This is a genomic window from Uliginosibacterium flavum (genome assembly GCF_040566545.1).
In the GTDB taxonomy this organism is placed as follows: Bacteria; Pseudomonadota; Gammaproteobacteria; order Burkholderiales; family Rhodocyclaceae; genus Uliginosibacterium; species Uliginosibacterium flavum.
Genome location: NZ_JBEWZI010000005.1, coordinates 123,926 through 135,857, shown reverse-complemented (window position 1 = coordinate 135,857; position 11,932 = coordinate 123,926). Strand labels below are relative to the sequence as shown.

Sequence of the window (11,932 nt, the reverse complement as noted above, 5' to 3'; positions counted from 1 at the left end):
ATTCCTGACGACAAGCCTCCCTCTCAGGCCATCCGATCATGAGTTTGGCTTTCTTTGAATGTTGGCCCGCACTGACTTCACAAAAACCCGTTTGCTGACAGCTGTTCTACGGTTCGCTGCGAGTCCAGGCCAATATTTGAGAGTTTACTGTCCGTGGAAGCGAATCCGCGTCCAACGCTCATACCCCATCCGGGGTTCGTGTGATTTGACGCCGGGGCTTAACCCCGCACTCAGCGAAGGACGACCGTGTCCGACTCATCCAAACCCAGCAATAACGCCACCCTGCTTGGGCCCACAGGTCTTTGGCTCATCGTAAAAAAGTCCATCAGCCGACTGCAGGATTGGTTTGCAATCCAGTCGCTCACCGTCAAGCTGGCCGTGCTTGCGGCGGCGATCCTGATTCCGGGGTCCGCGATTTACTCGGCGGTGCTCATGCAGAAGCAGGCGGCTCTGGCCGAACAGGTCAAGGCCATACCCACTGACGGCACGGCAGGCGAAAGCATGTGGTCGTTCAAGAACGATCTGCCCGTCGTGTTTGGTTCGGGCTCAATGTTGAGCTTCGTAGAGTCTCATCAGGTCGAGCGCATCATCGTGATCTACAAGCCCCTGCTGTGGAACATATCAGATCGCATCGTCCTGATCGAATCGCAAAACAAGCAATACGCCTACTACCCAAGCGACATGGAGACCAAGATATTCACCGACAAGGCGGTTGACGCATCCTGGGGCAGCAAGCTTGTCTTCATCCCGCGTAGCGAACTCAGCCCCAAAAACCGTCAATTGGTCGAACGCCTGGATCTGCGGTTTTCCGGAGCCCGCCCTATCTCCGAGCAGGATGGCTGGAAAGCGGGTGTCAGCGGCGTGCTGTCGGCGGCATTGATGCTCAGTCTGGTGGGCTTTCTGTTCTTTCAGCTCAAAGGCCAGTTCAAATCACTCAAGTTCATCGAGCCGGGCCAGATTAACGGCTCCATCGACGAACTGGTCGGCATGGACGACATCAAGGCCGAAGTTGCGCAGATCAAGGACCAGTATCATCGCCGCGCGGAGTATGCCGAATATGGCATCAGCAAGCCCTTTAATGTGATGTTCAGCGGCCCGGCAGGCACCGGCAAAACCAAGCTGGCCAGCTATCTGGCCAAGGAACTCAATCTGCCAATCCTGTTCCACTCCGCCGCCAATCTGGAGACTGGTTTTGTCGCCGGCGGCTCGAACACCCTGAGTCGCATTCTCGCCATGGCAAAACGGCGCGAGCGCTGCATCATTTTTCTGGACGAAGCCCAGGATCTGTTCATGAAGCGCGGCGGCCGCCATCGCAAATTCGACGACGACACAGCGAACACCTTGCTGTCCGTGCTGGATGGTGTTCGCAGCCGCAATGACGCCAGAATCATCTGGATCGTTGCCAGCAACTTCAACAGCGAAACGATGCAGATGGATGAAGCGATGCTGCGACGCTTCCAGATGAAAGTTGACTTCCGCTTACCTAACAAAGAAGAACGACAGTCAATCATCAGTCATTACCTGGCGCAGCGTGCCGATAAAGTGCTTCCCGATCTCGATCTTCGCCAACACGTCGCCGTCACCGAGGGGTGCAGCCCCGCAGATCTCGAGACAATCGTCAACCAAGCCGGCATCATGGCGGTGCAAGCGGGCGAAATGATCGGGGAAAGAACCCTGATGCAGGCAGCTGAACGGGTACTCGTGGGCAACGTTAATCTGAACACCACCCAGGAACGCGAGCGTGACCGTCGCATCATTGCTGTTCACGAATGGGGCCACTTTCTGGTAGAGCTTGAATACGAACGCAAGCGAACCCACGACAACTGGGAGCTGATTCTGGCAGACATGAAGATCATCAAGATCTCGCTCAAAGCCAACCCTCGTACCAACGCATTGGGATTCGTTTTTCACAAACGCGGGGCCGATCTGCTCAAAACCAAGGCAGACATCGAACACGATGTACGCGTGCTGCTGGGCGGCATGGCCAACGAAGAGCTGTTCTTTGGCGAACAAGGCACAACCAACGGCGCACACAATGACATCACGCGCGTGACGCAACTATTGCACCATGCCGTGGGCGAGATGGGCATGTACCGCAAGACGCGTCTCAACTTTGGCGCCCTCACCCGTGACAGCGATGGCGGCGGCCGCGCCGTCGATGAAGAAACGCGCAACATCATGGAAGCGCAGAGCGAGCGGCTGTACAACGAGACCAAGGCCGTATTGGCCGCGCTCAAACCCTTGACCGAACATCTCGTCAGCAAACTACTGAATGTCAATGAAATGACTTTGAGCGAAGCTCTGCAGGAGATTCGCGATTTCGATGCTGAGCATGCAACAACAGCCTAGCGTGACGAAACGGCAACGCATGCAGAACCTGAGTTCGCCAGCGAAAAGTCCACTAGCGATGGCCCACGCCGCATTGTGATTTCTTGCGCGAGGCCGCCAGAAAACATGGCATGAAGGGCGCTCATTCAGCACGCTGAAAAATCTTTGCCTAGACTGAAACGCAGTCAATTCAGCCATTTGACGTCGCTGTTTCGCCGATGCCACGACGCGAGAATGGAGGCTCACCTCCCGGAGCCACGGCTCTTACGGAACGCTCACTGAACCGGTGAGATAGCACATGTCAGGGGACTCTGTGACGAAGCCAGATCCGCAGCCTTCAGCCGCAAACAAGCCTCTCCGCAGGAAGGGCGACGAATCCCTGCGTGCGCCCACCGCAGACCAATTCTCCGATGAACGCCGGTTGATCGAGAGTATCCGCGTCGTGCTGGCCATCATCGCCGGCCTGCTGATGCTCGACTCCCAGCCAGAGTCTCATTACTACCTGTTTGCCGGCGTCGCAGGCTTCAGCATGTATGCAGGCGTATTGCTCTGGTTTTCTGCCAACGGCCGGTCCCTGCCCGCTCTCAGAATCCTCCCGTGGATTGATTCCTGCTGGTTCCTGCTACTCATCGCGCTGGCCGGGCCTGGCGGCATCCACTACTTCCTGTTCCTGTTCTTTCCCGTCATGTTCGCATCGTGGCAACGCGGGGTAGCCGAAAGCATGGCCGTCGCCACATTCAACAGCTCTACAGCCCTGATCATCTTCTGCTTGCTGGTCCCGGAAATCACCTGGCCCACACTTCTTGCGCTGCCGCTCTCCCTGCTTATCACCGGCTCGCTGGTCGCAGTACTGGCACGCGCCGAGGCCGACAGTCGCAGGGCTTACGCATTTTCCGCCCGTCTCGTTGAACAAATCGACCCCCGCCGTGGCTTTGACGCCATCATGCCCAGATTTCTGGAAGCCATCGGTCACGAATTCGACGCTCAATGCGCTCTGCTGCTCATGCGTGACATCGAGGGAGGCGAGCACGCATTGTGCTGGGAAGCCAGTGAAGGCTGCAGTCGCCTGTCAGAAGCCAGTGCCGTATCGCTGCTCGCCTGTGTCGCAGCACTGAGCGAAGAACACGCCTTCCAGTACCGGCGATACACACATCCCTTCAGGCGGCCAAGTCTTCACAGCGAGCCCTTGTCGGGCTATGCCGAATTACAGGAGATGCCGGACCCCGCCATGTTTGAACAGCTTTCAGCCCTGCTTTCGCAGGCTTGCCTGATGATCACCCCGGTGCAATGCCGCAGCGTGAGCAGCATGAGGTTGATTCTTGGCGGCCCGCCCCACCATCTGCACACACACGGGCTGGATGTCCTGTCACGCATCGCCGAACAGATCGCCCCGTCAATCGACAATGCACTACTACTTGAACGCCTGTCGACCGAGGCCGTCGAAAACGAACGCGCCAAGATTGGTCGCACCCTGCATGACAGCGCAATTCAACCCTACATCGGCCTAAAATTCGCAGTCGAAGCACTGGTGCGTAAAGCCAGCCCGGACAGCCCGATCAGCGCCGACCTGCTGCGCCTGCAGACCATGGCCAGTGACGAGCTTGCCGCCATGCGCGATGTCGTAAGCGGTCTGCGCGGCGCGCCGGATCAAGGCGGTGTGTTGCTGACCAGCGCCTTGCAACGCCAGGCACTACGCTTTGGCCAGTTATTCGGCATTGAAGTAATCGTCGATATTCAGGACGCCCTGCCCGTGGATCGGCACATTGCCGACGAATTGTTTCACCTCGTAGCCGAAGGCCTCAGCAACATTCGCCGCCACACACGCGCCCACATGGCCTGGATTGGCCTGCGATGCGAAGAAGGCGTGCTTGAATTACGCATACGAAACGAGCACGGCAACCAAGCTCCGCTTCCCACCTTCACGCCACGCTCCATCAGCGAACGCGCCGCGCTGCTGGGTGGAGAAACCCGTGTCGATATCGACCCCCGAGGCTGCTCTATAACCGTCACGATTCCTTTGCATTGACTGTATGGAAGGCCCGCAAATGCCCCTCGCCTGCGCTGCCGAAACAGTTGAAACCCGTCCCATCCGGGTCATGATCGTCGACGACCACAAGGCCATCCTGTGGGGTCTGGAACGCCTTGTCGAAAGTGCGCAGCCCCGCCTGCAATCCGTCGCCACAGCATCAAACGCCAAAGAAATGCTTCAAGTCGCGGCCGATTGTCTGCCCGACGTGATCGTGCTCGACCTCGACCTCAACGGCAGCAGCAGCCTCACCAGCCTGCCCGAACTGCTCCGCTGCTGCCAGGCGCGTGTGCTGATCCTCACCGGCGATCGCGATCCGGCCACGCATCAGGGCGCAATTCTCGCGGGGGCGCGCGGCGTCGTACTCAAGGACGAAGGTGCCGACATCGTGCTGCAAGCCATCGAACACGTGCATGCCGGTGAGTTCTGGGCGTCTCCAATGATCACCGGGCGGATGGTCAGCATGATCGCTTCACGCGCTACACCCGACGCCCTCTCGGGCAACAATCGCATTGCCAGCCTTACCCCGCGCGAACGCCAGATCATCCGTGCCATCGTGCTCAACCGGGGTGCCAAAAGCATCGTCATCGCCGAGACGCTCAACATCAGCGAACACACCCTGCGCAACCACCTTACCGCTATCTACGACAAGCTCGGTCTGCGCAACCGGATCGACCTGTTCGCCTTCGCCACCGAACACGATCTGGACCAGAATTAATCGCCCGAGCGAGGGCCTCCATGTGCAAGTTGAAACAGCCCCTCAGCCCTTTTCCTGCCTTGTTCGCCGGGCTTTCCTGGCCGCTGCTGACTGGCGTGATCGTGTTCCTGTGGCTGATCCTGCAGCCGGGATTGCTCGGCGATAGCGACCCCTACTGGAATATCGCCACCGGTCGCTGGATTCTCGATCACGGAGCAGTTCCCGGCACCGAGCCCTTCTCTCACACCGTGCGTGGCCAACCCTGGGTCGTGCACACTTGGCTCGCCGCCGTACTGTATGCGCTGGCATTCGATGCCGGAGGATGGACGGGCGTCGTCGCCCTTGCTGCCGCCTGCTATGCCATCGCGCTGGCCGCGCTCGCCCGCTACCTGTTGCAGTATTTGCTGCCCGTCCGCGCCCTGCTCTGCGTCGCCATGGCACTGTACCTTGCCGTACCGCACATGCTGGCGCGGCCGCATGCACTGAGCTTGCCACTTCTGGTGTTCTGGGGCATTGCACTGGTGCGCGCCATCGAACTTCAACGTGCGCCGACCCTGTGGTTAGCCGTCATCATGGTGCTGTGGGCCAATCTGCACGGCAGTTTTCCCGTAGCCTTGGGTTTGTCGGCGGCCTTCGCACTGGAAGCCTTGCTGGATGCCGAAGCCACTGCCAGATGGCGCATAGCAAGCCAGTGGGGCATATTCCTGGCACTGGCATCCATCGCCACCCTGCTCACACCCCATGGGCTGGATGGCTGGCGCTTCGTTTACGACCAACACCAGATGAGCTTCAGCCTCAGCACCATCGCGGAATGGCAAGCGCCGACTTTTCGCGCACTTGAACCATTGAAAATCTGGCTGTTCGTTGCCATCACCATTGCGCTGACAAACGGCCTGCGCTTGCCCCCCATCCGGATCGCGCTCCTGCTCGTTCTGCTGCATCTCGCACTGAAGCACTTGCGCCACGGCGAACTGCTCGGCCTGCTCGCCCCTATCATCGTGGCGCAGCCACTGACTGCGCAGTGGGGGCTTGCCAGCGCCGCGGCACAAATGCCTGCCACAGCACTTGACCGTGTGTTCACCACCCTGGCGCAGCCCGCACAAAACCTCACGCTAGCCCTCACCGTACTCATGCTCACCGCCGTCACGCTGGGCGTTGGTCATACAAGCCTGCTTCGGCCTGCGCAGGCCATCACGCCAGCTAAAGCGGTAAACGCTGCGCTGGCGGCCAATCCGCCCGGACCAGTGCTGAATGCCTACGAATTCGGCGGCTACCTGATCTTTGCAGGCATCGCCCCTTCGGTCGACTCGCGTGCCGTCTACGGCGATGATTTTCAGCAAAAGATCTCTGCAGCCCTGAAACAACTTCACCCAAACGAGCTTTCCGGATTACTCACGGAATACCGAATCGGCTGGACGCTGCTCCCTCCAAATCTACCCGCCGTAGCCGCAATGGACCGGATGCCCGGTTGGCGCCGCCTGTATGCCGACCCGGTCGCAGTCGTGCATGTGCGTCTATCTCCGAACGCCATAGAACAAAAGCCTGATCGACCCTGAGTCCGCAGGCGTGGCAAGTCCAACCTTCATCTGCCACTCCGTTTTCAACGGTGACAAGCAATGACATTTGCCCTGTCCAGACAGGGATAAACCTACCCCGTGAGAGGAGCGGAAACGCCGTCCGGGTATCGCCAATCCCCTTCTATAGTGAGGTAGAAGGAGGTCTGTCCATGAAACACCGTATATCTCATCCGCACCCATGCGACACGACCTTCCTTACGAAAGCGGCGCGTCGAACAATGCGCTTCCTGTCGAATGAAGACGGCGTGACAGCCATCGAATATGCGCTGATTGCTTCGCTGATCGTAATCGTCGCACTCGCAGGAATTGCCGCGCTGGGCGTGCAACTCGGCATGACATGGGCGCACGTGGCAAACGAAGTTGGCAACGTGACATGAGTTTCTGACAGTCGGCGACCGCGGTCGCCATCGCAGCAGAAAGCCCGGTACGGCAGATGTCGTGCCGGTTCGGATCTCCGCTACATGGCGGAGGAACATGTATACAAGGAGAGCATCATGAAAGCACTGACACAATTCCTGCGTGACGAAGAAGGCGTGACGGCCATTGAATACGGCCTGATCGCTGCCTTGATTGCGGTTGTCATCATTGCCGCCGTTACTTTGATTGGTGACAATCTGGCCACCGTATTCGGCAACGTAGCAAATAATCTAGTCGCCCCATAAGTATGCTCAAAAACTGAAAACCGGCGGCCGCCAGGTCGCCGGTTTTACGCTGTCTGATCCACGCTGAACCATGAACACGATGCGCCTCCTGCCTTGGCTCTTGCTCACAGCCCTGCTTGCCGCAGCACTGTGGCAAGACCTCATCTCGCGGCGCATTCCCAATCGCCTCGTGCTGCTTGGCCTGCTCGCCGGGCTGGCCTGCAACGCCTTTCTACCGCCAGGCGCGGGCCTGTTCATGGCTAACCCCGGCGGACTGGGCTTGGGCAAAGCCCTGCTCGGCTTGCTGAGCGGTGGCGCCATGCTGCTGCCGCTGTATCTGCTGCGTGCCATGGGCGCGGGCGACGTGAAACTGATGGCCGCCGTGGGGGCTTTTTTCGGCCCGCTGCAGGCCGTCGGTGCGGCCCTGCTTACCTTCCTCGCAGGCGGGCTGCTCGCCCTGGCTGCGGCGCTGTTTTCGCGCTCGCTGCCCCAGGTGTTCGACAATCTGCGCCTCATGCTGCTGTACCTCGCCTCCGGCCGCGAAGCCGGTCTCAAGATGGCCGACGCGCCCACCAGCGGGCGCCTGCCCTATGCCGTGGCGATAGCCCTCGGCACAGTGCTGCAGCTTCTGCTGGCGCGCGTCGAAGGCTGGCCCTTCGGGCTGTAAATCAGGCTTGGCATCATTTACGCCCGGACTCGCCCAGCCCACCACTGGCGCAAAAATCCTGCGCCCAGCGCTAATACAGCTCACTTGAGGATCAGCAAGCGCTGCACCGTCATTCCCGCGAAGGCGGGAATCCAGTGACTTTGCGAACACCGCCAGGGGGAATTCACGGGATTCGCGCCTTCACACGCGCCTGTCCGTCATCAGTCTGTGGGATCACCGCAAGGGCGCGGAATGCAGTGGATTAAGCGGCATCCACGCCCAAGCGAATCGATTCATGCCCAGGCAGCATCCTCTACGCAGCGGCCTCCCCCTTTGAAAAAAGGGGATTGAGGGGGATTGGGTTTGCGCTTCCACGCTGGCGCCAAACGAGCGCCAGCCAATGCAAGCCAATCCTCCCTCGCTCTCCTTTTGCAAAGGAGGGAATGCTCTGACTTCGGTTTTGAGATCGGGAATTTATTATGGACAGCAGACCAGGGGAATTGCCGCAATGGCGTGCGGACAGTCCAGCCCTAAGCCGGCGACAACAGCAAGGCGCCGGATTTCAACCTGCTCGGGCAGGACGAAACCTTGACGGCACACGCCTGGCTGAAACACATCCCGGTCGGCGCCGGGCTTGAACGAGGCGCCAGAAACAAGACACGGACTCTCCCTGCTGACTGTTTGGAATACATCCCCGCAAAGCCGCACTGGGCGGACATCTGCAAACATATCGTCTGCAGAGCCTTATCAACAGACGATGTACAACATGCATGCCTGAAGAGACACGCCCTGTGCGGCTCTACAAGCATCCCTGCTTCACACTCGATCTGCTTCAAAGCCCCGATTACAAACAAAAACGCCCGCGAATCCAATGAGGGTTGCGCGGGCGTGTTACGGGCGGAGGCTTATCTGCTGAGGCGCAGGATCTGCGAGGCCAGCTTGTCAAAAGCTTGCTGTAGCTGGTCTGCATTGGCCGCGAAGGCGTACACACCCGTGGGCTGTGTGTCTATACGGCAGCGCGCAGGCGCGTCCGCAGTGTTGGCCATGCACCTGAGCACCTCATCCCCCCGTTCGTTATTGGGGCCATTCCGCTGATTCAGGTTGGCCCCCAGACCCAAGGTAAAGACGAAAATACCCTCTCTTCTGGACTGCCAGGCCATCTCCTCAGCAATGTTACGGGAGGCGTTGTTGATGTTGGTATAGAGCCTCTGGCGAGAGCTATTATCGTTGGTAACCGTACGCAGACCTGATGGATTGGTCGTCGGGTTTGGTGCAAACCTGAACTCCTGATCCGTTCTGCGATGTGCGTTGTAAAACGCAGGCAAGGCTGCCGTCGTGCTGACGTATCTCCAGATGTCATTGCCGTTGTAGCTTTGCCCACAGTTGCCGGGCAACAACTCATCCTGCAAGCTGTAAGAAAACAAACCAGTAGGCGTCCCCGTAGATCCTTCGTCCGACGCTATGGCGCCCGCCTGAGGACAGCGATTCGCTGTCCTGAAGGTGTAGAAAGAAGAGATTGTGTTCGGCGAGCCATCGGAGAAGAACACAATCACGCGCAAACCGGATGGGTTCGTAATGCTGTTGAGCTGATCCCGAGCATGCCAAAGCCCTTCGGCATAGTTTGTCCAGCCACGAAATTGATAATTGTCAATTCTGCGGATCATCGTCTCCCGGTCAAAGCCACGACCAAAATCAGGTCTTCTGAAGCCGACATCAACCACCCCGCCGCTAGCAAAGTGCATCAACGCCACCCGGTCAACATTCGCATTGAAGCGCTCCAGAAAACTCCTGGATGCAGCTCTCACCGCACGAGCGTCGTCGCGCAGCGAGCCCGTGGTATCCACCACGAAAGCCATGTCGAGATCTCTGCGAATGGTCTGGGCGGCGGACCCGACCTGCAGCATATTGAAACCGAAAATCCCCATCAGATTGACCGGCACCGCGGCGGTGGCGGCAACGTCTACGGTGATCTGCCCGTTCCCTAGATAGTTGACCCTGATATCGCCCAAGGTCGGCGTGGAATTCATAAATCCATTAGCATAATTTGCGTTAAAAAAGTTGGTGGCGGCGGCTTGGGCGTTGGCGGTCTGCGCTGCCTGAGTGTTGCCAATCACGACGCCACGCGCACCGGCAATAGAAGCGGCATCTACGGCTGCATTGAGTCTGGCCTTGATGATGTAGCCCAGACCGGAATCGATCGCCAGGCCCACGACCCCGACCAGGACAAGGATCAGCAGGCCGGTCATGAGGGCAATCTGCCCTTTGATCTTTCTAAAGCCAGGTGTACGCATGATTTTTCCTCCACGTTGCCGTGTTCACATCACATTCATTGAACGTAGTATCGGGCCGATATTTGGCACCCTGATGTTGGTGGTGATTTGTAGACCACCAAAGAGCGAAGGCAGATTGTAGAAAACCTCTACGGCATATATCTGATCGCCAGCATTCAGCTCTCCAGCCATGAGATTGGCCGTGGGCGTGCTTGTTCCCATATCGCAACTGCCGTCGGCCTTCCATTGACCACAACTCCATATCGCACTGTTTGGGCTGCCGCTCCACCCCTTCAGCCAGTAGAACTGGTTTGTAACGGTATTCGTTACGGCGTTGTTGTTGTTGTTGGCTAACGCGGTCACCTCGGTGATGTAGATCATGCCGAAGTCGCTCATTTTCAGCGGCGGCATGGAGGCGGCCAGGCCGTCCAAAATCGCCTGAAATCCCTTGGCTACGTTTTCGGCATCACCGACAGGCGTAAATCGGGAAGACATGTTGGCACCTTCGCGACTGACGTTGGTGATGATCAACTGGGCCTGGATGAAGCGTGAAAAGTCGACCACGGCGAGCGACATCAAGAGAAGGAAAGGCAGCACCAGTGCGAACTCAACGGCGGCAACACCTCTGTTGCGGCATAGACGGGTTTTGTAGGCAATCATGATCAGCAGGCCTCGTATTTCAAGGTTTTGGTGTTGGTGGTGGTGTGAAGCCCTCGTTTTTCATGGTGGCCGCGACGTGAAAGCCGTGCTCACCAGTGCTGAAAAAATCTCTGATATAGCCGGTAAACGGGGGCCATCTGCAATTGAGCTGGATAGTGATGACATTCCCTGATTCACCAAACATTCCGTCGACATAGGGCGTATCGTCGTCGTATACCGTCGTTGTTGAACTCGCACCATTGGTGATGGTTACCGAAATTTCCGGATCGACCTTGGCCCACAATCCCATTGAGCTCTTGTTCATTGTCGCAATGATGTCGTTATAGCGTTTGTGGTTGGGGTCAGGACTTGGGTTGGTCTGACCGGTAATGGCAAAACGGGCGCCTTCGCGCACGGCGTGCTGCATGGTGAGATCCACCCAGAACAGCAGACCGAATTCGATGATGGCGAAGATGAGCAGGAAAAAGACTGGCGCTATCAGCGCGAATTCGACTGCTGTCGCCCCCGTTTCTTTTCGATATCTCATTGCCGCCTCCACTTGAATATCTCTGTCTTTGTTCGTTGCCATTTCGCACTGAAACAACCGGAATAGACACGCGCGACGCGGGCGAATCCGGTGGCGTGTGGTGGTCGGATCTTGCGGGATTTCCGTGCCCGCTGATCTTTCAGCCGGGTAGCCATTCGAACGGCTGTTTGATATCAGATCGAACCTGCCAAGCCTGTGCCGCGAAGAGATTTTGCAGCGGCGTATTGCAAGCTTCGAAGTGACGATCAGAAGCAGATTTCCGGACCCGAACTCAATGCCCTGAACCGCAGCTTTACCGACACTTTAGGTCAAGGCCTACGCAATGCAAACGCGCAAAAGGGCCGCTTTTTTATTTGAAGAGCATGACAAAAGTCACAGACAAACCGACCACGGAAATTAATATCCAGACCAAAGGGCGGGGACTCGGTTTTTTGAGGGGCAAAATCCAGAATCAGGTTACAAAAAGCCAGCCACCCGAACAACCGGTGCAATGCGCTCAGAATAAATAATCTTCCGCCCGATGATGAAAGATTCCTTAACGGCAGTCTGGTCGGGAGAGTT

At 58.0% G+C, this 11,932-nt stretch carries 10 protein-coding genes; 7 read left to right on the top strand and 3 right to left on the bottom strand.

The window, feature by feature from the left end; all coding sequences use genetic code 11:
- Window positions 1–246 precede the first annotated feature (246 nt).
- From ABXR19_RS06485 to ABXR19_RS06455, 7 genes are all read left to right on the top strand, one after another.
- A complete protein-coding gene (locus ABXR19_RS06485; protein ID WP_354600292.1) occupies window positions 247–2,349 on the top strand; it encodes an AAA family ATPase in 2,103 nt (700 codons plus the stop codon).
- 400 nt (window positions 2,350–2,749) lie between these two features.
- Window positions 2,750–4,354, top strand: a complete 1,605-nt coding sequence (locus ABXR19_RS06480; RefSeq protein WP_354600291.1) for a sensor histidine kinase — start codon at window positions 2,750–2,752, stop codon at window positions 4,352–4,354.
- A gap of 19 nt (window positions 4,355–4,373) precedes the next feature.
- Entirely contained in the window at window positions 4,374–5,072 is a 699-nt protein-coding gene (locus ABXR19_RS06475; RefSeq protein ID WP_354600290.1) for a response regulator, read from the top strand.
- Window positions 5,073–5,092: 20 nt separating this feature from the next.
- Window positions 5,093–6,607 carry a hypothetical protein gene (locus ABXR19_RS06470; RefSeq protein WP_354600289.1) on the top strand — a complete coding sequence of 505 codons (1,515 nt, stop codon included), beginning with the start codon at window positions 5,093–5,095 and terminating at the stop codon, window positions 6,605–6,607.
- A gap of 170 nt (window positions 6,608–6,777) precedes the next feature.
- Window positions 6,778–7,005 (top strand): Flp family type IVb pilin, encoded by a 228-nt coding sequence (locus ABXR19_RS06465; RefSeq protein ID WP_354600288.1) that lies wholly within the window; start codon window positions 6,778–6,780, stop codon window positions 7,003–7,005.
- Window positions 7,006–7,122: 117 nt separating this feature from the next.
- Window positions 7,123–7,290, top strand: a complete 168-nt coding sequence (locus tag ABXR19_RS06460; RefSeq protein ID WP_354600287.1) for a Flp family type IVb pilin — start codon at window positions 7,123–7,125, stop codon at window positions 7,288–7,290.
- Between the two features lie 70 nt (window positions 7,291–7,360).
- Complete coding sequence (locus ABXR19_RS06455) at window positions 7,361–7,936, top strand: prepilin peptidase (protein WP_354600286.1); 576 nt, start codon at window positions 7,361–7,363, stop codon at window positions 7,934–7,936.
- Between the two features lie 884 nt (window positions 7,937–8,820).
- Here ABXR19_RS06455 and ABXR19_RS06450 read toward each other — a convergent pair.
- Genes ABXR19_RS06450 through ABXR19_RS06440 form a run of 3 tightly spaced genes read right to left on the bottom strand, consistent with a single transcriptional unit; the run spans window position 8,821 to window position 11,413 of the window.
- Entirely contained in the window at window positions 8,821–10,206 is a 1,386-nt protein-coding gene (locus ABXR19_RS06450) for a vWA domain-containing protein (RefSeq protein WP_354600285.1), read from the bottom strand.
- 24 nt (window positions 10,207–10,230) lie between these two features.
- Window positions 10,231–10,845, bottom strand: coding sequence for a TadE family protein (locus tag ABXR19_RS06445; RefSeq protein WP_354600284.1), 615 nt, complete (start codon window positions 10,843–10,845; stop codon window positions 10,231–10,233).
- Window positions 10,846–10,864: 19 nt separating this feature from the next.
- A complete protein-coding gene (locus ABXR19_RS06440; protein WP_354600283.1) occupies window positions 10,865–11,413 on the bottom strand; it encodes a TadE/TadG family type IV pilus assembly protein in 549 nt (182 codons plus the stop codon).
- Window positions 11,414–11,932 lie beyond the last annotated feature (519 nt).

Excerpts from the sequence above, each read along its gene's own strand:
- ABXR19_RS06440 (WP_354600283.1), bottom strand. The coding sequence starts at position 11,413 with ATGGCAACGAACAAAGACAGAGATATTCAAGTGGAGGCGGCAATGAGA.
- ABXR19_RS06470 (WP_354600289.1), top strand. The coding sequence starts at position 5,093 with ATGTGCAAGTTGAAACAGCCCCTCAGCCCTTTTCCTGCCTTGTTCGCC.
- ABXR19_RS06450 (WP_354600285.1), bottom strand. The coding sequence starts at position 10,206 with ATGCGTACACCTGGCTTTAGAAAGATCAAAGGGCAGATTGCCCTCATG.
- ABXR19_RS06460 (WP_354600287.1), top strand. The coding sequence starts at position 7,123 with ATGAAAGCACTGACACAATTCCTGCGTGACGAAGAAGGCGTGACGGCC.
- ABXR19_RS06455 (WP_354600286.1), top strand. The coding sequence starts at position 7,361 with ATGAACACGATGCGCCTCCTGCCTTGGCTCTTGCTCACAGCCCTGCTT.
- ABXR19_RS06445 (WP_354600284.1), bottom strand. The coding sequence starts at position 10,845 with ATGATTGCCTACAAAACCCGTCTATGCCGCAACAGAGGTGTTGCCGCC.
- ABXR19_RS06475 (WP_354600290.1), top strand. The coding sequence starts at position 4,374 with ATGCCCCTCGCCTGCGCTGCCGAAACAGTTGAAACCCGTCCCATCCGG.
- ABXR19_RS06465 (WP_354600288.1), top strand. The coding sequence starts at position 6,778 with ATGAAACACCGTATATCTCATCCGCACCCATGCGACACGACCTTCCTT.